Source organism: Collimonas sp. OK412, assembly GCF_900112135.1.
In the GTDB taxonomy this organism is placed as follows: Bacteria; Pseudomonadota; Gammaproteobacteria; order Burkholderiales; family Burkholderiaceae_D; genus Collimonas; species Collimonas rhizosphaerae.
In genome coordinates, this window is record NZ_FOLC01000034.1 from 19,052 (window position 1) to 42,022 (window position 22,971).

The 22,971-nt window shown below is 61.8% G+C and carries 25 protein-coding genes; 8 read left to right on the forward strand and 17 right to left on the reverse strand.

Features of this window, described 5'->3' with window-relative positions; translation table 11 throughout:
- The first annotated feature begins 24 nt into the window (after positions 1–24).
- On the forward strand, positions 25–594 hold the full coding sequence (locus BM062_RS22765) for a flavin reductase family protein (RefSeq protein ID WP_092401351.1): 570 nt from the start codon (positions 25–27) through the stop codon (positions 592–594).
- A gap of 33 nt (positions 595–627) precedes the next feature.
- On the opposite strand, the gene BM062_RS22770 is transcribed toward BM062_RS22765, so the two are convergent.
- On the reverse strand, positions 628–1,386 hold the full coding sequence (locus tag BM062_RS22770) for an SDR family oxidoreductase (protein ID WP_092401353.1): 759 nt from the start codon (positions 1,384–1,386) through the stop codon (positions 628–630).
- Positions 1,387–1,592: 206 nt separating this feature from the next.
- Between BM062_RS22770 and BM062_RS22775 the strand changes: the two genes are divergently transcribed.
- From BM062_RS22775 to BM062_RS22785, 3 genes are all read left to right on the forward strand, one after another.
- A complete protein-coding gene (locus tag BM062_RS22775; RefSeq protein WP_092401356.1) occupies positions 1,593–2,408 on the forward strand; it encodes an ABC transporter substrate-binding protein in 816 nt (271 codons plus the stop codon).
- 83 nt (positions 2,409–2,491) lie between these two features.
- Positions 2,492–3,244 carry an amino acid ABC transporter permease gene (locus tag BM062_RS22780; RefSeq protein ID WP_092401359.1) on the forward strand — a complete coding sequence of 251 codons (753 nt, stop codon included), beginning with the start codon at positions 2,492–2,494 and terminating at the stop codon, positions 3,242–3,244.
- Between the two features lie 2 nt (positions 3,245–3,246).
- Positions 3,247–3,933, forward strand: coding sequence for an amino acid ABC transporter permease (locus BM062_RS22785; protein WP_175501132.1), 687 nt, complete (start codon positions 3,247–3,249; stop codon positions 3,931–3,933).
- Here BM062_RS22785 and BM062_RS22790 read toward each other — a convergent pair.
- The gene (locus tag BM062_RS22790; RefSeq protein ID WP_092401364.1) at positions 3,915–4,256 is read right to left on the reverse strand and encodes a helix-turn-helix domain-containing protein; all 342 of its coding nucleotides are present in this window, start codon (positions 4,254–4,256) and stop codon (positions 3,915–3,917) included. The two genes, BM062_RS22785 and BM062_RS22790, sit on opposite strands and share 19 nt — an antisense overlap.
- Positions 4,253–4,615: a type II toxin-antitoxin system RelE/ParE family toxin gene (locus BM062_RS22795; protein WP_092401367.1), complete on the reverse strand. Its 363-nt coding sequence runs from the start codon at positions 4,613–4,615 to the stop codon at positions 4,253–4,255. Before BM062_RS22795 ends, BM062_RS22790 begins: the two co-directional genes overlap by 4 nt.
- A gap of 161 nt (positions 4,616–4,776) precedes the next feature.
- On the opposite strand from BM062_RS22795, the gene imuA reads away from it, so the two are divergent.
- Genes imuA through BM062_RS22810 form a run of 3 tightly spaced genes read left to right on the forward strand, consistent with a single transcriptional unit; the run spans position 4,777 to position 10,129 of the window.
- Positions 4,777–5,553: a translesion DNA synthesis-associated protein ImuA gene (imuA, locus tag BM062_RS22800; protein ID WP_254785220.1), complete on the forward strand. Its 777-nt coding sequence runs from the start codon at positions 4,777–4,779 to the stop codon at positions 5,551–5,553.
- On the forward strand, positions 5,486–6,958 hold the full coding sequence (locus BM062_RS22805) for a Y-family DNA polymerase (RefSeq protein WP_092401370.1): 1,473 nt from the start codon (positions 5,486–5,488) through the stop codon (positions 6,956–6,958). Before imuA ends, BM062_RS22805 begins: the two co-directional genes overlap by 68 nt.
- Positions 6,959–6,964: 6 nt before the next feature.
- Complete coding sequence (locus BM062_RS22810; RefSeq protein WP_092401373.1) at positions 6,965–10,129, forward strand: error-prone DNA polymerase; 3,165 nt, start codon at positions 6,965–6,967, stop codon at positions 10,127–10,129.
- 3 nt (positions 10,130–10,132) lie between these two features.
- On the opposite strand, the gene BM062_RS22815 is transcribed toward BM062_RS22810, so the two are convergent.
- From BM062_RS22815 to BM062_RS25815, 12 genes are all read right to left on the reverse strand, one after another.
- Positions 10,133–11,533, reverse strand: coding sequence for an MFS transporter (locus BM062_RS22815; RefSeq protein WP_092401418.1), 1,401 nt, complete (start codon positions 11,531–11,533; stop codon positions 10,133–10,135).
- 103 nt (positions 11,534–11,636) lie between these two features.
- Positions 11,637–12,266 (reverse strand): glutathione S-transferase family protein, encoded by a 630-nt coding sequence (locus tag BM062_RS22820; protein WP_092401376.1) that lies wholly within the window; start codon positions 12,264–12,266, stop codon positions 11,637–11,639.
- A gap of 69 nt (positions 12,267–12,335) precedes the next feature.
- Positions 12,336–13,028 carry an HAD family hydrolase gene (locus BM062_RS22825; RefSeq protein WP_092401379.1) on the reverse strand — a complete coding sequence of 231 codons (693 nt, stop codon included), beginning with the start codon at positions 13,026–13,028 and terminating at the stop codon, positions 12,336–12,338.
- A 135-nt stretch (positions 13,029–13,163) separates the two neighbouring features.
- Positions 13,164–14,513 (reverse strand): sensor histidine kinase, encoded by a 1,350-nt coding sequence (locus tag BM062_RS22830; RefSeq protein WP_092401382.1) that lies wholly within the window; start codon positions 14,511–14,513, stop codon positions 13,164–13,166.
- Positions 14,503–15,189 carry a response regulator transcription factor gene (locus tag BM062_RS22835; RefSeq protein WP_092401385.1) on the reverse strand — a complete coding sequence of 229 codons (687 nt, stop codon included), beginning with the start codon at positions 15,187–15,189 and terminating at the stop codon, positions 14,503–14,505. The genes BM062_RS22830 and BM062_RS22835 overlap by 11 nt, the downstream gene beginning before the upstream one ends.
- Positions 15,190–15,217: 28 nt before the next feature.
- Positions 15,218–16,009 carry a MipA/OmpV family protein gene (locus BM062_RS22840; protein WP_092401388.1) on the reverse strand — a complete coding sequence of 264 codons (792 nt, stop codon included), beginning with the start codon at positions 16,007–16,009 and terminating at the stop codon, positions 15,218–15,220.
- A 152-nt stretch (positions 16,010–16,161) separates the two neighbouring features.
- Positions 16,162–17,073: an EamA family transporter RarD gene (rarD, locus tag BM062_RS22845; RefSeq protein WP_092401391.1), complete on the reverse strand. Its 912-nt coding sequence runs from the start codon at positions 17,071–17,073 to the stop codon at positions 16,162–16,164.
- 25 nt (positions 17,074–17,098) lie between these two features.
- Positions 17,099–17,299 carry a hypothetical protein gene (locus BM062_RS22850; RefSeq protein WP_041742042.1) on the reverse strand — a complete coding sequence of 67 codons (201 nt, stop codon included), beginning with the start codon at positions 17,297–17,299 and terminating at the stop codon, positions 17,099–17,101.
- A gap of 139 nt (positions 17,300–17,438) precedes the next feature.
- Positions 17,439–17,918, reverse strand: coding sequence for an OsmC family protein (locus tag BM062_RS22855; protein WP_092401394.1), 480 nt, complete (start codon positions 17,916–17,918; stop codon positions 17,439–17,441).
- A 116-nt stretch (positions 17,919–18,034) separates the two neighbouring features.
- Positions 18,035–19,051: a transporter gene (locus BM062_RS22860; RefSeq protein WP_092401421.1), complete on the reverse strand. Its 1,017-nt coding sequence runs from the start codon at positions 19,049–19,051 to the stop codon at positions 18,035–18,037.
- A gap of 80 nt (positions 19,052–19,131) precedes the next feature.
- Positions 19,132–19,791, reverse strand: a complete 660-nt coding sequence (locus BM062_RS22865) for a methyltransferase family protein (protein ID WP_092401397.1) — start codon at positions 19,789–19,791, stop codon at positions 19,132–19,134.
- 29 nt (positions 19,792–19,820) lie between these two features.
- Positions 19,821–19,919: a sodium/glutamate symporter gene (locus tag BM062_RS25815; protein WP_217647639.1), complete on the reverse strand. Its 99-nt coding sequence runs from the start codon at positions 19,917–19,919 to the stop codon at positions 19,821–19,823.
- A 312-nt stretch (positions 19,920–20,231) separates the two neighbouring features.
- On the opposite strand from BM062_RS25815, the gene BM062_RS22870 reads away from it, so the two are divergent.
- Complete coding sequence (locus BM062_RS22870; RefSeq protein WP_139220169.1) at positions 20,232–20,552, forward strand: hypothetical protein; 321 nt, start codon at positions 20,232–20,234, stop codon at positions 20,550–20,552.
- Positions 20,553–20,611: 59 nt separating this feature from the next.
- On the opposite strand, the gene BM062_RS22875 is transcribed toward BM062_RS22870, so the two are convergent.
- Both BM062_RS22875 and BM062_RS22880 read right to left on the reverse strand, forming a co-directional pair.
- Positions 20,612–21,319: a hypothetical protein gene (locus BM062_RS22875; RefSeq protein ID WP_092401403.1), complete on the reverse strand. Its 708-nt coding sequence runs from the start codon at positions 21,317–21,319 to the stop codon at positions 20,612–20,614.
- A 65-nt stretch (positions 21,320–21,384) separates the two neighbouring features.
- Positions 21,385–22,971: glycoside hydrolase family 28 protein (locus BM062_RS22880; RefSeq protein WP_139220170.1), on the reverse strand; the 1,587-nt coding region annotated here is incomplete at its 5' end.

A 22,971-nucleotide genomic window follows, 5' to 3' on the forward strand; every position in this document is an offset into this window, starting at 1 on the left:
AGCGTTATCATTACCGGGATCATCATGCAGAATATTCAAGCAGTAGAATTGGCCAAAGCCTACCGCCTGCTCAACCACGGCCCCACCACCATCGTCACCAGCGCCCATGGCGGCGTCAGCAACGTAATGGCGGCGGCTTGGGCGATGCCGCTCGATTTCGATCCACCCAAGGTCTTGCTGGTGATCGACAGCAGCACCCTGACCCGCGAGCTGGTGGAAGCCTCGGGCGAGTTCGCCCTGAACATCCCGACCCGGGCGCTGGCCGAAACCACGCTGGCAGTGGGATCCAGCTCGGGGCGCGAAGGCGACAAATTCGCCGCGCTTGATATCGCCACATTTCCATCGGAGAAAATTGGCGCGCCGCTGATGTCGGGCTGCCTGGCCTGGCTCGAATGCAAGGTGATCCCCGAGTTGCACAACCAGCAGCGCTATGACCTGTTCATCGCCGAAGTGGTCGCCGCCTGGGCCGATTCAGCGGCCTTCTCGGCAGGCCGCTGGCACTTCCCGGCGGACGACCAGCGCTCGCTGCACTACCTGTCCGGCGGCGCCTTTTTTGCCACCGGCGAAGCATTCAACGTCGAACTGAAACCGTAGCGAGGATTCAATTTCCTGCCGGGCCGGAGCGGATCAGCCGCGCCCGATGAACGGCATGTTGGTCGCCATCACCGTCATGAACTGAACGTTCGCATCCAGCGGCAGGCTCGCCATGTACAGCACGGCGTTGGCGACGTTTTCTACCGACATGGTCGGCTCCACCGCAACCTGGCCGTTGGCTTGCAGGATGCCCTGTTCCATCCGTTCGGTCATGTCGGTGGCGGCGTTGCCGATATCGATCTGGCCGCAGGCGATATGGTATTTGCGGCCATCCAGCGAAGTCGATTTGGTGAGGCCGGTGATGGCGTGCTTGGTGGCCGTATACGCCACCGAATTCGGCCGCGGCACATGGGCCGCGATCGAACCGTTATTGATGATGCGGCCGCCGCCCGGCGTTTGCGCCTTCATGATGCGGAACGCTTCCTGCGTGCACAGGAAAGCGCCGCTCAGGTTGACATCGACCGACGCCTTCCATTGCGCAAAATCGACATCTTCCAGCGATGCCGACTTGGTAAAGATGCCTGCATTGTTGAACAACAGGTCAAGCCGGCCGAATTGCTCCTTGATTTTTTCGAACAAAGCCCTGACCGACGCCGGATCGCTGACATCGGCCGGCACCGCCAAGGCGTCCGCGCCCGACGCCCCGGCGGCGGCGATCGTTTCCTCCAGCGCCGCAACGCGCCGGCCCGCCAGCACTACGCTGTAACCGTTGCGCAGCAAGGCCAGGGCGATGTGCCTGCCGATGCCGGAACCTGCGCCGGTAACCAGCGCGACTTTTTTCGTTGTTGCCATTGGGTGTGCTCCTTGCGTGTGTTTCCCTTCATTTTAACGGTGTTTCAGCATCCGGCCCGGAGCGCCTGGAGAACGCCTGCAAACTTGTAATATTCAAATGCGACATTGATCGTTCACTGCGTGATTTTGTTTTGCTAATCTGCCCCGCATGGCGATCGCTTTTGCGGTCGACCGCACCGAACCATCAACCAGGGACTACAACAACAATGAAATCATTTGCCATCCTGTTTACCGGCCTGACGCTGCTGTCGGGCCTGGCCCATGCAGACAAGCTCGACGACATCAAGAAAGCCGGCGTGCTGAGGGTCGCGACGTTCGACGGCAATCCGCCGTTCGGTTTTGTCGACCAGAAGACCAACAAGATCATCGGCCTCGACGTCGACTATGCCAACGAAGTCGCCAAAAAACTCGGCGTCAAGGTGGAGCTGGTGCCGACCAACCCGGCCAACCGGATTCCCTTGCTGACATCCGGCAAGGTCGACGTGGTGTTCGCCAATTTCACCATCAACGCCGAGCGCGCCCAGGTGATCGATTTCAGCATTCCTTATTTTGCTTCGGGCCAGCAGTTCCTGGCGAAAAAAGGCGTGTTGAAGAACGCTGCGCAGATTCCTGAACTGCGCATAGGCACCGACAAAGGCACCACCATGGAAACCACCTTGCGCGAGAAATACCCGGCCGCCAAGGTAGTCCTGTACGACGACACCCCGTTCGCCCTGGCCGCCCTGCGCAACGGCAATGTCCAGGCGATCACCCAGGACGGCTCGAAACTGATCGCGCTGCTGGCGAATATCCCGGACAAGGAAAAATATGAAATCCCGGCGTTTGCCATATCCGAGGAATACGAAGGCGTCGGCGTGCCCAAGGGCGAGACGCGCCTGGTCAATACCCTCAACGACACTCTGCGCGAATTTGAAAAGAACGGCACCGCCCTCAAGATCTACGACAAGTGGTTCGGCCCCGGCAGCAAATCGCCGCTGCCGCGCCTGTTCAAGATCGGCGACACCAAGCTGAGCCAGAACTGACCGACTTCTGAGTGCATCTGTCTTGCACCGGCATTCCTTCGGGTTTGCCGGTGTTTTTTTATTTAGTAACTGCGAAGTAGAAAATGACTGAATTCCAAGCTGTCCTGGGGCAAATGCTGGCCCCAAAATATCTCAGCTGGCTGGTCGACGGCCTGTGGATGACGCTGCAGCTGTCCGCCGTAGTTGCCGTTCTTTCCACCTTGCTCGGCATCGTCGTCGCAGCCGCACGCTCGAGCCGGCAGCCTTGGCTGTTGCTGCCTGCCGGCGGCTTCCTTTCGGTCTTCCGCAATACGCCGCTGCTGGTGCAGCTGTTCTTCTGGTATTTTGGCGTCTCCAGCCTGCTGCCGGAGGGTTCGGTGGAATGGCTCAATACGGTGCACAGCGTGGCGCTGGGGCCGTACCTGAAACTGACATGGCCATCGTTCGAACTGCTGTGCGCGATCTTCGGCCTGAGCCTGTATTCCGCCGCCTATGTCAGCGAGGAAATCCGCGCCGGCATGCGCGGCGTCGCCGAAGCGCAAAGGCTGGCGGCGGCCGCCCTTGGCCTGACCCGCTGGCAGGGATTGCGTTACGTGATCCTGCCGCAAGCGGTACGCATCGCGCTGCCGCCCTTGCTTGGCCAGTACATGAACATCGTCAAGAACACGTCATTGACCATGGCCATCGGCCTGGCTGAACTGTCTTACACTTCGCGCCAGGTGGAAGCGCAAACCTTCAAGACGTTCCAGGCTTTCGGCGTGGCGACCTTGTTTTACATCGCCGCCATCGCGCTGATCGAAACCGCCGGCCAGCTGCTCCAGCGCCGGCCAAGACTTGCCGGCGGCGCGCAGCGATGAGCATGCAGCTCAGCGTATTGGCGGACAACCTGCCCTACCTGCTCTGGGGCGCCTATCCCGACGGCCCGCTGGGCGGCGCGGCCTTGACCGTGCTGCTCAGCGTCGGTTCGGCGCTGGCCTCGGCATTGCTGGGGCTGGTGCTGGGCGTCGCCTTGTCGCTGGCGCGCGGCTGGCCGCTGCTGCTGCTGACCATGGTGCTCGGCTTCTTCCGGGCGATCCCGGTGCTGATGCTGATCTTCTGGACTTACTTCCTGCTGCCGATTGTTTTCCATATCGACGTGCCGGGCGTGCTGTCGGTGATGTGCGCCCTGGCGCTGATCGGCGGCGCCTACCTGGCGCATTCAGTGCATGCCGGCATCAGCGGCATCAAGGACGGGCAATGGGATGCCGGCCTGTCGCTGGGCATGACGCGCATGGCGGTGCTGCGCCACATCGTGCTGCCGCAGGCGCTGCAGATGATGCTGCCTTCCTTCGTCAACCAATGGGTAACCCTGGTCAAGGACAGTTCACTGGCCTACATCGTCGGCGTCGGCGAACTGTCATTCGTGGCGGCGCAGGTCAACAGCCGGGTGATGATTTATCCGGCCGAGATCTTCATGTTCATCGGCTTGATCTATTTTGTGCTGTGTTCGGGGCTGGGCTTGCTTGCGGGCCGGGTGGCGGCGCATTTTCAGGCCACCACCACCTGAGTGTGACCCGGGGCCGAGCGGCTGGCTTTCTTCACGACGATGTCCACGTCACGCCCGAGGCGGTTCAGGCACTCGATCATCTTGGCCTGGCTGATCCCCCTGAATTTTCCGCGCAACATTTCTGACAGTTTAGGCTGCGGCATGCCCAGCAGGTCGGCAGCAACTTGCTGAGTCAAATGCCGGCTCCTGATGATCTGGGAGATCTCATGCGCCAGCTTGGCCTTGACCAGCATTTCATCGGCATCGGGGAAACCGAGATCGGCATAGGGGTTATCGCTGCCTATTTCAATATCGATGCCGTTGATAGTGACTTTCTGATTCACTCTCCACTCCTTTGCATTGCGATTGCGGTTTTCAATCTGGTTCGAATCAAATCCATATCCGGCTTGGGTGTGGCGCTACCGCTAACAGACTTTTTCTGAAAACAATGCAGCACATAAAGCGCCTCGGCATAGCGCACCGTATAGATGGCTCGATACGTATCACCTTGGCAGTCTTCTACAATTTCCAGTACCCCGGCGCCGCCAAAACCTTTCATCGGCTTGGCCTGATCATGTTTGCCGCCGGCCTGTGCCAAATGCAACGCGTAACCAAAAGCGGCTTGAACTTCTGCCGGCATCGCGGCAAGGTCTTTTTTCGCCGAACCTACCCGGTGCAGGGGTCTCGTAAAAGCAGATATCATAAATTATACCCAAATATAGATAAGCGCGCGATATAGTCTCCATCACGGCGTAGATAGATGAATGGATTGATCGATTGACTAAACCCGAATCGAATTTATACTGTACATACATACAGTATAATATTTCTCCGCTTACGCTTTTACCTAAATGTCATTTAGTCATGCCCATGCCCGCCAGCGCCCCATCCAGCATTTCCGCCGCCGCCCAATCGGTCGTGGCGGCCTTGCCGCATGCCTTGTGGCGCGCAGACCAGATGGGTTCCTACCAGGGCGTGGTCACCGGCTCCGGCCATCCATCCCTCGACCGTGAATTGCCGAACGGCGGCTGGCCGCATTCGGCATTGATAGAGCTGCTGTTGCAACAGGCCGGCTGCGGCGAAATGCGCCTGTTGCAGCCGGCGCTGATGGGCATCGCCAGCCAGCGCCGGATCGTCTTGCTGCAGCCGCCGCATTTGCCGCAGATCGCGGCCTGGGACGGCGCCGGCCTGGCCAGCGGACAGCTGCTGTGGATCAAGGCGGCGCGCAGCGCCGATGCGCTGTGGTCGGCGGAACAGGTATTGCGCAACGGCAGCTGCGGCGCGCTGCTGTTATGGCAATCCCATGTCCGGGGCGAGGCTTTGCGCCGCTTGCACCTGGCGGCCCAGGCCAGCGACACCCTGCTGTGGCTGCTGCGGCCGCTGAGCGCCGCCCACGAATCCTCGCCCTCGCCTTTGCGGCTGGCATTGCGGCCGGCGCGCAACGGCGTCGAAATCCAGCTGCTCAAACGCAAAGGGCCGCAACACGAACAAGCGTTTTACCTGCCGCTGGCGGCAACCGTGGCCCCGGCCACCGCTCCAGCCGTTCCGCCACCTTCTTTTGCCGTACCCGACCATGACACTCTGGATAGGCATACACCTGCCGCTGCTGGCGCTGGAAACATTGCGCCCGCGCTGGTCTGAACCCTGCATGCTGGCGGTGGTGGAACATGACCAGGTGCTGGCCATGACACCCGCCGCGGCGGCCAGCGGCGTGCGCCCGGGCATGCGCCGCGGCGGTGTGCTGGCGCTGGCGCCGCAGGCTTTGTTATGCGAGCGCGATGCGGCGCGCGAACAAGGCGCGCGCGACGATATCGCGCTGGCCCTGCTGCAATACACGCCGGAAGTAGCGCATGCCGAGGAGGATTCGCTGCTGCTCGACATCAGCGCCAGCCTGAGCGCTTTCGGCGGCCGTCTGGCGCTGTGCCGCCGCATCCGCGACAGCATCCAGGCGCTGGGCTTCACGCCGCAGCTCAGCATGGCGCCGACCGCCCAAGGCGCGTGGCTGCTGGCCCGCCATCGCCGCCGCATGCAGCGCCGCAGCCTGCGCCTGGCCAGCCTGCAGCGGCGGCTGGATGGATTGCCGTTCGCGATCCTGCCGGCGGCGCGCCCCCACCAAGAATGGCTGGCCGGCATCGGCTGCCAGACCCTGGCCGACTTGCGCAAGCTGCCGCGCGCCGGATTGCAGCGGCGCAGCGACAAGCACATCCTGGAAACCCTGGACCGCGCCTACGGCAGCGCGCCCGAAATCTTCGAATGGGTGCAGCCGCCGCAGGCATTCAGCGCCTGGCTGGAGCTGCCGGACCGCATCGAACATGCCGAGGCGGTACTGTTTGCGGCGCGCCGCCTGGTCTTGCAAATGATCGGCTGGCTGGTGGCGCAGCAGCTGGCGGTAGCGCGTTTCCTGCTGTCGCTGGAACACGAACGCGGGCGCCAGGCAATCGTTCCGACGCCGCTGGAAATCGCGCTGGGCGAACCGGCCTGGCATGAAGAACACCTGCTGCGCCTGTTGAAAGAAAGGCTGGGCCGGCTGCAACTCGATGCGCCGGTGATCGCCTTGCGCTTGCAGGCAACCCAGGTAGCGCCGATGCTGCCGCCGACCGCCTCCCTGTTTCCCGAGCCGGGCGGCACGCCCGGCGCCTATGCTCGCCTGCTGGAGTTGCTGAGCGCACGGCTCGGCAGTGAAAACGTCTTGCAGCCGGCAGCGCTGGCCGACCACCGGCCGGAAGTCGCCAACGCCTGGCAGGCAGCCGGCGACGGCCTGTGCCGCCAAACGCCAGGCGATGCATTGCCTCGGCTCCAGCCGCAACGGCCATTCTGGCTGCTGCAGCAGCCGCTGGCCCTGATGCTGCGCAAGCACCGGCCGTTTTATGGTTCGCCGCTGCGCCTGCTGTCGGGGCCGGAACGGATCGAATGCGGCTGGTGGGACGGTCCGCCGACCGTGCGCGACTACTTCGTGGCGGAAGGCGAAGAAGCTGCTTGCTACTGGATATATCGCGAGCGCGACGGCGATGACATCCACTGGTTCCTGCACGGCTTGTTTGCCTGATTGCCTATGGACGACAATCCCGCGCTGGCGCCGCCGTCGATCGTATTGCCGGAATACGCCGAACTGCAGTGCGTCTCGAATTTCAGTTTCCTGCGCGGCGCCTCGCATCCCGAGGAACTGGTGGAGCGCGCCGTCCAGCTTGGCTACGCGGCTCTGGCGCTGACCGACGAATGCTCGCTGGCCGGCGTGGTGCGCGCCCATGTCGAAGCCAAGAAACATGGACTGCCGCTGCTGATCGGCAGCCAGTTCCAGCTGCACGAGGCCGACGGCAGCCCGGCGTTTTCTCTCATCGCGCTGGCGCAAAACCGCGAAGGTTACGGCAATCTTTCGGAACTGATCACGCTGGCGCGCAGCCGCGCCGGCAAAGGCCATTACCTGCTCCGGCCGCAAGACCTCGATGCGCCGGACAGCGCCAACGCCCACCTGCGCCAGCTGCCCGATTGCCTGCTGCTCCTGCTGCCGGCTCATGGCGTCGACAGCGCAACGCTGGGCCGCCAGGCGGCATGGCTGCGCAATACTTTTCCCGGCCGCGCCTGGATCGGCATGACCATGCTGCACCAGGCCGGCGACGAATGCCAGCGCGCCGTGATCGAGCAGGCCGCGCAAGCGCTCGGCTTGCCGGTAGCCGCTACCGGCGATGTCTGCATGCACCGCCGCTCGCGCAAGCCGCTGCAGGATACGCTGGCCGCGATCCGGCTCGGCAAGACTGTCGCCGCTTGCGGTTATGCGCTGGCGCCGAATGCCGAACAGCACCTGCGCGCCAGGCTGCGGCTAGGCAACCTGTATCCGGCGGCGGCCTTGGCCGAAACGGTAAGGATCGCCGGCATGTGCAGCTTTTCGCTGGATGAACTGCGGTATGAATATCCGGATGAAATCGTGCCGCCGGGGCATACTCCGGCCAGTTATCTGCGCCAGCAAACCTATATCGGCGCGCGCAGCCGCTTCGCCGACGAAATCCCGGCCGCGGTGCAGCGGCAGCTGGAAGACGAACTGGACCTGATCCAGGAGCTGGAATATGAAGCTTATTTCCTGACGGTCTACGATATCGTCCAGTTCGCCCGCAGCCAGGGCATCTTGTGCCAGGGCCGCGGCTCGGCGGCCAACTCGGCGGTCTGCTACTGCCTCGGCATCACCGAAGTCGACCCGGCCCGGAGCACCTTGCTGTTCGGCCGCTTCATCAGCCGCGAACGCAATGAACCGCCCGACATCGACGTCGATTTCGAACACCAGCGGCGCGAAGAAGTGATCCAGTACATCTACGAAAAATACGGCCGGCGGCGGGCGGCGCTGACCGCGGTCGTGATCAGCTACCGGCCGCGCAGCGTGCTGCGCGATGTCGGCAAGGCGCTGGGCGTCGATCCGGGCCTGGTCGACCAGGTCGCCAAATCGCAGCGCTGGTGGGACGACAAGCAGCAGCTGCAGCAGAACTTCGGTGAACTCGGCATGGCTGCCAATACGGCGATTGCCGAACAATGGGCCGAGCTGTCGCATACGCTGATGGGATTTCCGCGCCACCTGTCGCAGCACCCGGGCGGCTTCGTGATTTCACGCGGCAAGCTGTCGCGCCTGGTGCCTATCGAAAACGCGGCGATGAAAGACCGCAGCGTGGTGCAATGGGACAAGGACGACCTGGACGCCCTGCGCATACTCAAGGTCGATGTGCTGGCGCTGGGCATGCTGTCGATGCTGCAGCGGGCGCTGGCGATGGTGGCGACGCAACGCGGCGAAACATTCGAGATGAAAGACATCCCGCGCGAAGATCCCGCGACTTACGACATGATCTGCAAGGCCGACACCATAGGCGTGTTCCAGATCGAAAGCCGGGCCCAGATGAGCATGCTGCCGCGCCTGAAGCCGCGTCAATTCTACGACCTGGTGATCCAGGTTGCGATCGTCCGGCCGGGACCGATCCAGGGCGGCATGGTCCATCCTTATTTGCAAAACAGGAAAAAAGATCCTGGCAAAATCATCTACCAGAAAAATCTGCAGCAAGCATTGGAACGCACCCTCGGCATACCGATCTTCCAGGAACAGGTGATGCAGATCGCCGTGATCGCGGCAGGTTTCACCGAGGGCGAGGCCGACAGCCTGCGCCGCTCGATGGCGGCCTGGAAACGCAAAGGCGGCCTCGAAAAATTCGAACGCAAACTGATCGACGGCATGACAGACAGGGGCTACGACAAGAGTTTCGCCGAAGCCATCTACAGCCAGATCCAGGGCTTCGGCGAATACGGCTTCCCGGAAAGCCACGCCGCCAGTTTCGCCCTGCTCGCCTACGCCAGCTCCTGGCTCAAATGCCATGAACCGGAAGCGTTCCTGGCGGCGCTGCTGAACAGCCAGCCGATGGGATTCTATTCGCCGTCGCAGCTGGTGCAGGACGCGCGCCGGCATGGCGTGGAAGTGCTGCCGGTCGATATCAACGTCAGCAACTGGGAAGCTGCCCTGGAATCAACCTCGGCGGCCAGGCCGGCAGTCAGGCTGGGCTTCAACCTGGTGCGCGGGCTGAATTCCCGCAATGTCGACGAGATTGAAGCGGCGCGCGCGGTGCGTCCGTTCACCGACCTCAAGGACATGGCCTTGCGCAGCGGCCTGCAGCGCGACCAGCTGCAGGCGCTGGCCGCCGCCAATTCGCTCGCGCCGCTGGTCGGCAACCGCCGCCAGGCGTTGTGGCAGGCGCTGGTCAGCGCACCGGACAAAGGCTTGCTCAGGCAGGCCCAGGTGGCGGAAGAAGCCTTGCTGCTGGCGCCGCCGACGGAAGGAGAAAACCTGCTCAACGATTACGATGCGCTGGGCCTGACCCTGGGGCGCCATCCGCTGGCGCTGCTGCGCCCGCAGCTCAATGCCCAGCGCTTCAGGTCGGCCGAGGTGCTGAATACTTTCCGCAGCGGCCAGCTGGCGCGGGCCTGCGGCATCGTCACGGTGCGCCAGCGCCCCGGCACGGCCAAGGGCGTGGTGTTCGTCACGCTGGAAGATGAAACCGGCACTGTCAACGTCATCGTCTGGCCCGACCTGGCGGACAGCCAGCGCAAGGAATTGCAGGGAGCGAAGCTGATGGGCGTCAATGGCAGCTGGCAGTCCCAGGAGGGCGTCAGGCACCTGGTGGCCCAGCACCTGATCGACATGTCGCCGATGCTGGGCAAGCTGTACACCAGCAGCCGCGACTTTCACTAAAATTCAATCAGGCTGCGGCGGTTTTGGATGCGGCATGTGCAGGTGGTCGGGATGCCGGTCCAGCAACTGGTCGATGCCGGCGCCCGGATCTTCGCTGCCGTCTTCCTGGATCGCCACCTGGCGCTCGCGCGCGCTGTCGTCGGCCAGGTCGCGTTTGCGCTGCCAGTTCACCGCTACTAGCCCGCCCACGCCCAGCACCGCCAGGCAAGCCGCGGGAACCAGCATCGGCGTGACATTGCTGTGCGTGAGCTTGCCCACGTAAGGCATCAGGTTCTGCCCGAAAAACCCGCCCAGGTTGCCGATTGAATTGATCGCCGCGATGCTGGCGGCAGCCCGCGCGCCTTGGAAAAATTTCGGCGGCAAGGACCAGAAACAGGGATACAGCAAGGTGATGCAAGCGCCGCCTATGACCAGGGCGCCAAAGCGCAGCACATTGCCCTGCAGCGAGTTGGAATCGAGCAGCGCACTCGAGGTAAAGCACAGCAAACCCAGCAAGCCGATGACGGCGATCGCCTTGAACACCACCCGGTCATGGCGCAGCTTGCCCGGCAGCCACAGCAACAGCAGCACGGCCAGCCCCCACGGCATCATGTTCAGCAAGCCGTTGATGGTGGAGCTGACGCCGAAGCCCTTCACCAAGGTCGGCAGCCAGTAAGTGACGCCATACAGCGAAGTCGACATCAGCATGTAGGTGGCGGCAAACAGCAGCACGCGCAAGTCCCATAGCGCCGCCAGCGGATTGCCGCGGGTGGCGTTGGCCGGCGTATCGCGCTGCATCATGTCGTTCAGCTTGGCTTTCTGCGCGGCCGACAGGAATTTGGATTCATCGATGGAGCCCGGCAGATACACCATCACCACCAGCGTCAGCAGCACAGCCGGCGCACCGGTCGCAATAAAGACCCACTGCCAGCCGGCCAGCCCGAGCGTGCCGTTCAGGTTCAGCAGCAAGCCGCCGACCAGGGCGCCCAGCATGTTGGCCAGGGCGCTGCCCAACGTAAATATCCCCAGCACCCGGGTGCGGTATATCTGGGGGAACCACAGCGTCAGGTAATAGATCACGCCAGGATAAAATCCGGCTTCGGCCACGCCCAGCATGAAGCGCAGCACATAAAACATCGGCAGCGAACTGGTGAAACCCAGCAGTATGGTCACCGCGCCCCAGGTAAACATGATGCGCGCCAGCCAGACCCGCGCGCCGTATTTATGCAAGGCCAGGGTGCTGGGGATCTCGAACAGCAGGTAGCCGATGAAAAACAGGGACGCGCCGAGGCCGTAGGCCGCCTCGCTCATGCCCAGCGCATGCACCATTTCCAGCTTGGCGAAACCGACGTTCTGACGGTCGATGAAAGACACCAGGAACATCACGATCAGCAATGGCATCAGGCGCCATGCCACTTTTTTCATCAACTGGTCTTCAGACAGCTCGGTTTGTGACTGCACGTTGGGCCTCCCTATGTTTTAGTATTTTGCAAAAAATGATGAAAGCATCGGTAAAAATCCGGAAAATTCAATGATCCCAGTGGCGCCGCCACACCGGCGCCACTTTCGGATCGGCTTGCACCCTCTCGACCAAGGCGAAGAAAGCGGGCCGCACCCGCGCCAGGTGCGGCCGCGCGCCCGACCACTTGGAAACCACGGCAGCCATCAGGTCGAGCAGGCCGAGCGAGGCGCCGTTCAAGAATGGCGATGCAGGATAAGTGTCGGCGAAAATTTCCCAATAGCTGTGCAGGCGCGCACGCGTGCCTTCCCGGATTTGTTCTTTCACGGCATCGTCGGCATTGGCGCACCAGCGCTCAGGGAAGTCGATCACGCCGATCGCGGCGTAACAGTTGGCGGCGATATACACCAGGCCCCTGATGGCCTGCGCGCGCTGGGTTTCAGCGGCAGGCAGCAGCCCGGCCGCGGGATGGGCCAGGCCGAGATGGAGCAGGATCGCCGCGCTTTCAGTCAGGATGCTGCCATCCGGCAGCTGCAAGGTGGGAATCTGCCTGAGGGGGTTCAGCTGCTGCAGCTCTTCGAGCGCCGAGCCAGGCTCCCAGGAAGCTGCCTCGACCAGCCGGTAAGGCAGTCCGGCCAGTTCCAGCGCCAGCTCCACCACGGCGGAGCCGGAGCCCTTGAAGCCATACAATGTGTACATGTGCCCTGCCCGATCCATCTTTTGGAAGATAAATTCTAACAGGGAGTGGCGCCTTGCAGTAGCGCCTTGTCAGGCGTTATCCGTCAAGCCCATGGCGTGCCGCACGCGTCCGCACAGCTCTTCGGGCGAGCGCGAGATGATTTCTTCCGGCACCAGGAATTTCTTGATCAGACGCTTGTAGCTCTCGAAACCGTAGGAAACCATGAAAGGATGCATGCCGGAGCCGATCGCGGCCAGGTAATCCTTGTGCTCGTCGCCGGCGATATAGGCGCGCGCGGGATTGATGTCGAGGCGCTCGCGGATGGCGCGGAATTCCTGCATCTTTTCCAGGTGCAGCGGAATGTGGGCAAAAAAATCGAGCGCATCGAGATCGATGTCATGGCGCCGGAACAGCAGCCGCAGCGTCTCTTCCGGTTCATTCGTCATGTTGCGCGTCACCAGGCCGACCGCGATGTCCGGCGCGGCGATCAGGCTGCGCACCAGGTCCGCGATGCCCGGATACAGCTTGGCCTCTTCCCGGTAAACCTCGGTCAGGGTGGCGATCAGCTGCTTGCGGCTCTGCTTGCCGATCTGTTTTTTCAGGTTGGAGGGAAACTCTTTCAATCCGCCCAGGTATTTGAACAGGCGGCGGCGCTTCTGGAATCTTTCCTCATCGCCGATCTCCATGCCGTGGCGGGAAAACGTCTTGTCGATGGCGCTGTAGGCATCGATAGTGGTGCCGTCCGCATCGAGGATGATTAATCGTTTGCTATTGTTGTACATGGTTTATCCGTCAAGGAAAGCGATCGCAGCGAGGCGGCGGCCGCTCTGAGCGCCGGTTGCAAGGCCTCAACTTATAGCAGTCTTATGACAGGACGATGACTTTGACAGGAGCGCGATTGCCGGCGCCCGCCGGAATCAATGGAATGCAACGATGAATTCCGCTCCGGGGCGCTGGTCGTGCTTGACCAGCAAGCGCCAGCCGTGGGCATGCGAAATTTCCCTGCAGATCGACAGCCCCAGGCCGGCGCCTTCGTCGCGCCGGTTCGGACCGCGCCAGAAACGCTTGAACAGCAATGGCACGTGGTCCGCGGCAATGCCTTCGCCATGGTCGCGCACCGAAATCTGCTCCGGCGTGACCGTGACAACTGCGCTGGCGCCGGCCGGCGAATGATGGAGGGCGTTTTCCAGCAGGTTCTTGACCAGTACAAACAGCGCGCCGCTGTCGGCCAGCAGCAATACCTGCCGGACCGGCGAATGCAGGACGATGCGCACGCCCAGCCGGTCCGCCAGCCGTTCCAGGTGTTCAACCGCGCTGACCGCGACTTCACCGGCGTCGAGCTGTTCGAACACAAAATTTTTCTGGTCGCTCACTTCAGCCAGGTGCAGCAACTGGTGCACCTGGCGCGCCATGCGGTCGACATCCTTCAAGAGCAGCGTGCGGTCAGCCATGCCATCGAGTTCGATCTGCCCGCGGATCAGGGCCAAAGGGGTCTTCAATTCATGCGCAACCGTCGCCAGGAATTCCTGCTGCAGCCGATAGCCACGCTCCAGCCGGTCCAGCGCCTTGTTGAATGCGTCTATCAGCGGCACCAGCTCTTGCGGCACGTCCACCGTAGACAGGCGCGAGCCCAGGCGGTTGAATTCAATCTTGCTGGCCGCATCCGACGCCACACGCAGCGGGCGCAGCGCGCGGTTGAATGTGCCCCACACGACACCGGTAAATACCAGGATGGCGACAATCACCGCGACCCCGGCGGCCATCATGAAACTGGCGCTGTCGCTGCCCATGATGGCCTGGTGCATGCGTTCGCTCCGCGCCACCTGGATATAGTAGGTCTTATCGTTGCGGAAAACGGCTTGCGTAAATACATGCAATGTCAATCCTGAGCGCCGCACGACCAAGCCGCTCTCGGTTGCGGTTTTGGGATCGAAACGCGTGCCTTTGGCAAACAGGGGGATGCCGGCGCCGTCGGAGGCGGCGAGCACCGCGCCCTTGTCATCCAGGATGCGGTAGATGGAGTCGTCTTTCAACGCTTCATACAGCAGCTGCATTTTGGAATTCAGCTCGACCCCGGTCAGTTTGCCCGCGGCGTCGAAGCGCATCTTTTCCTTGATCTTGTCGACATGCCTGAGCATCTCCTGCTTCAGCAATATCTCGGGCTCCCACTGGAATACCGCAGCCAGGCCCGCGGACACCAGCAAGGTGATGACCACCATCGTAGCCGCGGCAGAGACAATCAGTTTTTTCGACAAGCTATAGCGCATTGGGCAGTTCCTGCAATGCAAACCCGTAAGCCCTGACGTTGGCGATCTCTACGGTGGAATCGATCGCCAGCAGTTTTCGCCGCAGCCGGTGCAAGGCGACATCCAGCGCGTTAGGGGTGACCGCATCGCCCACGCCCCAGGCCGCCATTTCCAAGGCGGTGCGGCGCACCGGCTGCCCGCCTGCGCGCACCAGGCTCAGCATCAGCTGCAGCTCCGAAGGCGCCAGCGACACCGAATCGTCGCCGTTGCGCATGCAACTCGTTTCCGGCAGCACCTGCAAGCCGAGATAGGCTGGAACCAGGCTTTGCAGTTGCGGCGGACGCCGCATCAGGGCGCGCACCCTGGCCACCAGTTCCTCCATCGAAAACGGCTTCGGCAGATAGTCGTCGGCGCCGGCCTCCAGGCCGGCCACCCGGTCATGCAAGGCATCGAGCGCGGTCAGCATCAGGCATGGCGCCAGCACGCCCTTGGCGCGCAACTTGCGCACCAGGTCAAGCCCGTCGCCGTCCGGCAAGCCGCGGTCGATCACCAGCGCCGCATAGGGAATGCGGGTAAAGCCGTCGGCCGCGTGGTCGATGCGGCCATAGATATCGACTTCGATGCCGACCCCCGCCATCGCCTGGCGAATCAGCTGCGCCATCCGCTCGTGGTCTTCCAGCAGGCCGATCCGGTTCATGGTTGGTATTTAGCGTAGTGTTTCGCGACTAGAATTTATAAAGGTAGCCGACCCGCACGCTCACCGCCGACGACTTGTCGACCAGCGGGCTGTCCTTGATGCCGGTGCCGCGCTGCAGGTCGCCGACGTCAAGCATGATCATCTGGTTGCGTGTGAGCGGATAGTCCGCGCGCACGCCAAACTCGATGTTGGCCGTCGATTTGCCAGTATAAGCCGGGCGGCCGGCGATCGCTTCGCTGGCCTTGACGCCGTAATAATAATTGACGTACTTGCTGTCCATCCAGGTCGTGCTCAGGTGCGGCGTCAGCCGGAACGCGCCCATCGCGAACGAATGCTCGGCGCCGAGTTTCACCGTGTTGCCCTTGGTGCTGCCGGCAGTCAGCCATTCCAGCGACAACTTCGCGTAGGGATTGTCCCAAGTGCCCGCAACGCCGCCCCAGGCACTGCCCTTGCGTTCGTCCATGCCGCGCAATGCCTCCGAATCGCTGCTTTTGTAGCCGTCGTTCAATGCATATTTGGCACGCAATGTGAAACTGAACTGGTCGACCGATCCCAGCTTGAAATCAAGCGTATTGCCGAAGAAATGGATCCAGCGATTTTCATACAGCACCAGCGGCAAGACCGAGACATGATTGCTGACGCCGCGATAGGGCCGGCTTTCAGAACCAAGGCCGATGCCCAGCCCCCATTGGGACGCGTCGGCGGAATGCGGTTCTTCGGCCAGGACCGGATCGGCATGACTCAAACTTGCCGCGGCGCTGAAAGCCGTCCCGATTATCGCTGCCAGCGCTAGCCGGCAGGAAAACTTGAAATGATGCATGTTGACTCCACAAGATGATTGAACGAATGACTGCTGCCGACAAGCATGTTCAGCCATAAGCTCTTACCACTTACTTACTGGAGTCTTTAAACCGGGAATATTTGGGTGGACTTGCGGCGATTGGCGGGTGCGTTTCTTTGTTGACAACGAGCTTAACCGCCGCGCCGCGCAGCCCGCTCCTTGCGCAATAGGCGCACGCTGTGCAGCGCCGTCAGCAGCACCGCGCACCAGATCGGGATATAGGTGGCCAGCTGTCCCGGCGCCATCGACTCGCCGAGAAAAACGATGGCGACGCCGACCAGCAATACCGGCTCGACGTAGCCGAGGATGCCGAACAAGGCCATCGGCAGCAGCCGGCTGGCGCCCAGGTAAGCGCCGAGCGCCACCGTGCTCAGCAGGCCCATCCCCGGCAGCAGGAACAGCCACATGTCCGGCCGGTAGGCAACCACGGCCCAGGAATCGCGCAGGTACAGCATGACAGCCGCCACCGGCAGCAGCAACGCCATCTCCAACGCGAACGCCACCACCGGATCGGCATTGATCTTGCGGCGCAGGATAAAGTAAGGCGGATAGCCAAGCGCCACCACCAGGGTCGGCCAGGCGAAGCTGCGCGTCAGCCACAGTTCGTGCAGCACGCCGACCACGGCACAGGCAACCGCCAGCCATTGGAAAACATCCAGCCGTTCGTGATAATAAAAACGGCCGACCAGCACCATGGTCAAGGGCAGCAGGAAATATCCCAGCGAGACTTCCAGCGCACGGCCGTGCAAGGGCGCCCACAGGAAAATCCAGATCTGGACGCCAAGCAGCGCCGCCACTATCGCCAGGGCGGCGCAGGTCAAGGGTTCGCGCGCCAGGCGCTGCAGCAAGGCGCGCGCCTGCGGCAGGCGCTGGCGCAGGACCAGCAGGGCCAGCGCGCCGGGCAAGGTCCACACCACGCGCCAGGCGAAGATGTCGAGGCCGTCGAGCGGCGCCAGCAGCCTGGTGTAGCCGGACAACAAGGCAAACAGCATCGAGGCGCAGACCGACAGGCCGATGCCGCGCCCTATTTCATGTTGGCTCATTGGGCCGACCGCACCTCGGCAGGCATCACGCCAGCGCTTCCTTGGCGGCTTGTTCCGGCGTCAGGCCGTCATAAAACTGGTCGGTAAACCATTCCACCTGTTCTTCGATATGCTCTTGCGCCTGTTCCAGGGTCGCGCCGCCGGCCACCAGGAAACCTTCGACTTCAATGCACCAGTTAATCAGCGCCAATGTTTCCGGGTCCAGCTCTTCATTCTTCTTTGCCATCATTTTTCCTGTGTAAACGTCGTGTCGTGGCAGTTTGCCAATGCCGCCGCATGCCAGCCTCGGCCTGCGCGGCAAACCTGCGCCGCCGGTATTCTACCCGCCTCCGCGCCGGCCAGGATATGGATTGCCGAATCGGCGCTCACGACGCGGCATGGCTCCAGCTGCCTTCGATCCTGATTTCGCTTTTCACGGAGCGCGCCAGGAAACACTCTTCGTGCGCCTGGTGGTGCAAATGGCGCAGCACGGCGTCGTCCGGGATCTTGGCGCCGGAAAAGGCCACCGCCGGCGCCAGCTCCACCAGCGCGATCCAGCTCTTGCCATCCGCCGCCCGCTCCATATGTCCCTTGGCCTGGTCGACATAACGCTCGACCAGGTAGCCGGCGCTGCGCGCGATGTCCAGGAACCACAGCATGTGGCAGCTCGACAAGGAGGCCACGAACGCCTCTTCCGGATCGACATTGGCCGGATTCGACAAAGGCACCCTGACCACATGCGGCGAACTCGATGCCGGCACCACGGCGCCGCCGTCGAAATGCCAACTGTGGGCGCGGCTGTAACGGTTATCGGTGAATACGGCATCCGCGCGTTCCCACCCGATAGTGGCGACATGGATCGACATGGCATTTCCTTCAGGTTTGGATTGACAAGTTTCTGCGCGCACGATGATACCGAAAATTTTCCGATGCCGTGGGCAGCTCGCTCGTATTGGCGCGCATTGCCGAAGCCGGGCCGGCGTCACTCGTCGCCGCGCTTCCTGAAAGCCAGCCAGCCGGCCACCGCAGTGAAGCTAGCGACAATGCCGGCGATGATCCAGAATCCTTGAGGATCCTGCCCCAGCGGGATGCCGCCTACATTCATGCCAAGCAGGCCGGCGATGATGTTGATCGGCAGCGCCAGCACCGTGACGATGGTCAGCACGAACAGGCTGCGGTTATTGCCCTCATTGACGCGCGCCGCGATTTCTTCCTGCAGCAGCTTGATGCGTTCCTGCAGCGTGGCGATTTCGTGCAGCGCCATCGAAAATTCTTCCGTGGCGTGGCGCAGCTCTTGCGAATCGATGTCAGCCACCCAGTTCGGCGGCCGCTGCAGCAGGCGGAACAAGGCTGCCGGCTCCGGCGCCAGCAGGCGCTGCAGACGCACCAGCACGCGCCGCAGCTCGCCCAGGTTGGCGCGTTTCTGGTTCTGCTTGCCGGCCAGCAGGGTGTCTTCTATGCCGTCGACCCGCTGGATGGCGTCGCGCACGATCTTCGACAGCACCTCAGCCTGGTCGCGTAGCAGATGGGTAAGCAGCTCGATCGAAGAACGGATCGGCTCACCGTTCTTCACCGCGTTGCGCAAGCGGTCGACCGCCTTCAGCGGCTTCAGCCGGGCGCTGATCACAACCTGCCGGTCGACATTCAGGAACAGCGTGGAAATGTCCGCCGGATCGAATGAAAAATCGTGCAGCACATCGTTGACCACCGCGATCAGCATATTGTCGACCAGTTCGATGCGGGTCGAGCGCTGGCCTTCGTGCAGGGTTGCGTAGAATTCGTCGCCCAGCGCGGCATGCTTCCTCAGCCACTTTTCGCAAGCGGTATTGGCCAGGTTAAGGTGCAGCCAGATGAACTGGCCGGGATGCTGCTCGCGTGCAGCCAGCCACTCCTCCGCCTGTTTCGACTCGATTGGCCGGCCTTGCGCGTCGGCGTCGAATAAAAAACCGCATACCAGGCCGGTCTGGTCCGAGCCGTAAGGCAGTGTCACGGTCTGCATCGCTTCTCCCATCAACCCAAACGCACAGTTTAGCGCAGGCAGTCGATTCGCATGCATGCCCATCAGGCAAAAACCAGGTCCTAATAAATTCCGGGAATCAGCCGCGAGGTGCGAGCACGGTAGGCATCGTACTCGGCGCCGAACTGGCTGCGCAGCAGCGCTTCCTCGGCGCGCATGCGGGCCAGCAGCGGCGCCAGCATGAGGGCGGTGAGCAGTACGCCGAGCCCGGAACGGAAAACCAGGGACCAGCCCAGCGCATTCACCAGCAGGCCCAGGTAACTGGGATGGCGGATAACGCTGTAGATGCCGCCGGTGACCAGCTCATGCCCCGGCTGGATCGCCACCAGGCCGCTGAAGCGGCGTCCCAGGATGAAAACCGGCCACAGCCTCAGCACGCCGCCGGCGATGAACAGGATAACGCCGGTCCAGCGCAGCGCATCGCCGCCGAAGGTCCAGAAGCCGATGCGGTCGGAATACGCCGGCAGGTAAGCCTGCAGCAGCCCGATCAGCCCGACGGCGGGAATGATCCAGCGGTTGCCGCGGTCCTCGCGCTCGCCGGAACTCAGGTTGGCGCTGGTGAAGAGCGCCGCGCCGGCCAGCGCCATGAATGCGGCGGCGGTGACAAGCAAGGCCGGCCGCGAGAAAAAGGCGGCAAATCCGCCCTCGCCGAAGATGGCGAGCCAAAGGTAGGCAAGGCTCGACACCATAGTGAAGGTCGCCAGTCTAGGTGTGAGCTGCATGAGCACCTCCGTGGAGTGAACCTTCTTCATTATAGCGACGTGCGGCCTTGCCCGAGCCTGTCCCGCACTGCCAGGATCAGCAGCACCGGCAGCGCCAGCGAAGCCAGGTTCCACAGGCGCAGACTCATCCACGTCCTTTCATCATTTGATCAAATGCCAACAAAAACCCGGCGAACGGGAATTGTTGCCCTGCGTAATTGTGCACGAAATCGTTACCTGAATGATGTTAATTTTGAATGTTTTTATTGTAGGAAAAAACCCACAAATATCGTCATTCCCAGGATTTTTACCTAACAATTTTTAACAAACCATTGTTTTTTTTGAAAACTAAATTAGCATACGAACAATTGTAAAAAATTAATCAAATCAATGACCTAGGACCCGGAACAAGCACCCGGCCGCGGTAGTGTCGCGACCCGTAATATTGGAAGGCAAGTACAGTGAGAACCAAGGATCTTAGTACATTACAAACGTTTTTCTGTTTCGTCGCTATCTCCCCCGGCATCTGGTATTTCTTCTGCGACGGCATCGAAGTGATGGCAAGGCAGAATACGCGCGCCATCGACAGGAATGTGGCGTTCCAGACCGTCGCCCAATATCACAAAGCCAAACGCAACGGCCTGGCAAAAGTCGCCTGCGCCCAGGCAGGCGCGGCATCGACCTCGTTCCTGCGGGCGAACGATGAAAAAGACTATGAGGTGTGGAAAAACACCGAGCGATCGGAGTGCAAGATCGCCGGCATAGAAATGGCGTCGAATTAGCGCAGAAACCAAGATGCGCGATTACACGCTTCGCGGGTTCGACGGGCAAGTTGTCAAATTCATGGATGGCTCGACGGCTGGCTGTCGGCGAAAGACGGCGTCTCCTGCGCCGCAAATGCGGCAGGCAACGACGGCGTAGAAATCAGGTTGCTTAATCCCGCCCGCTCGACTGCGGAAATCATCGATTGGTAACCTTCGGCGCTGTCACGGCACAGCAGCACGACGGAAAAACCTGTATCAGCCGGATCGCCAGGAGCCCGGACCTCAGCTTCGCCGCCCATCGCACGGATTCGCGCAACGATTGCCTGCGCGCGCCGTTCGGAAGCGAATACGGCTCCGACATATTCAATTTGCGGGACGTGCGGCGGCCCCGCTTCCACACTGGCACTGGGCGATTGAGCGCTGCCGCCCGCCCCTGGCTCGACTGCCCTCACCTGGTAAATATTGCCGCCGTCACGCATCAGGACCAGGCCGCGCTCATGCAGAGAGTTCTCGAAGAGAGAGAAAAACTGGCTGGAACCCAGCGGACCTGACGACGCAAGACTGATCGTCCCGTGCACATCCTGAGCCAGACGAATCGTCTTCCCCGAATACTGGCTGGCCAGACGCACCGCATCGGGCAATCCGATATCCCGCCAGATCACATACAGCAGATCATCGGATAGAACCGCAGTCACATGCGAAAACAACAGGATAGCTAACAGGCATGTTATGGATTTTTTTTGTATTGATATCTGACACATATGCTCAAACGAGTGCAGCGCCATCGATTCTGCATTTGGCGAATGCAGAATCGATGGCCGCGTTCACGGAAAAATCAAGCCGGCAGAATCTAGAAAGGCGACATCGAGGATGGAAAGGACACGAAAGCCTGGCTGCAGTCGATTGCCTGCTGGCCGTCTTTCGGCGCCGTGACCACCGTCACGTTATTCGCTGCGGACGGCGCAATCGCAAAGTTGACCGGACCAGGCCCGACAGTAAACTGTGTGTTCGACGGCGGCGTCGGGCCACCGTTGTGCGGGCTGTTCGATATCTTCGGCGTGGAATCGAACATGACGTTATCCAAGGTAATCTTCAGCGGATTGACCGTGCCGTTGAAAGCATAGCCGTTGAAGGTGAGCGTGCCGCCGCCATATTTTGCGCTGCCGAGGTAATGGAAGCCGCTGACCGCAATGTCGTGGAAATCCGGCGCCAGGGTGTGATTGCCGGCGCTGTAGTAAGGATCGAATATCATCGGTTCCTTGACGTTACGCATGCAGATCTGCCGATAGCTGATGTTCTTCACCGTGCCGCCGCGGCCGTCGTCCGACTTGATCCGTATGCCGACGCTGTTTTGAGAATCCTGGCCATCGATCGACAGATCACGCATCTCGATGCCGTCGACACCCGAATTCGTCTCGCTGCCGATCGACATGCCGTGGCCATAATAGAAGTGGCTGTGGACAATCCGGTGCGAGAGAGCCGGCGCCGATCCGCTCGCCTTGATCGCGATATTGTCATCGCCGCCGCTGAAATAAGAATAGGCGATCAGCACATTGCTGGATTGGCCGGGATCGATCCCGTCGGTATTTTTCGTGGTTTCCGGCGTGAAGCAAGTGCTTGGCGAAGTAGCGGGCGTTGTCGGATCCGGGCTGCTCCCGGCCGGACAGGCATAACCCGGCCTGGAGTAAGCCAGAGTCGGGGTCAGGATTTTCACTCCCCAGGCGGTAAAACCGCTTACCGTATTAGGCACCACATGGAATGCCGGCGCATTCTGGACGGTAATACGGTACAGCGTGAAATTGCTGCCGCCAAAGACCTGGATCAGGCGCGGATTGTTCTGGTTCTTGCCCGTCGACTTGTTCAGCATGGCGACGTCCCACCAAGTCATTGTGCCCGCGTTGGCGCCGGACGTTAATACGCTGCCGCCGCGGCCGTCGATGATGCCGTCGCCTACTACCCCGCTGTTTTGTGTCTTGCTGGCGGTGATCAAGGCATTGCAGGACTTGCCGTCACCGGCAGCGGTACCGCAGTTGCCGTCGCCGATATCGAAATCGGCCGGACTGCGCGACGCGAACAAGGTCACTCCCTGATCCACCCAGAGGGTGACGCCGCTAGCCAGGGTCAACGGGCCGGAAAGAAATGCATTCTGGCCGCTGCTGCCGGTAGTCAGCTTGACCGCCTGCCCGGCAGGGCAGCGGGAGATTTCTTTTTGAATCCGCGCGGTATCCGGATTGGAATTGCTCAGGCTGGCGTCGACAGAAGCAGGCAACAGGCCGCCCGCCTGGGTAAGGCCCGCGACCAGGGTGGCGCACACGGTTCCAGGAAGCTGCGGCTCGGGCGGGAGCGCCGCATCCACTGTTGAAGAAACACCATTCGATCCGGTTGATGTACCGCCTGTTCCGGTTGACGTGCCGCCTGTTCCGGTTGACGTGCCGCC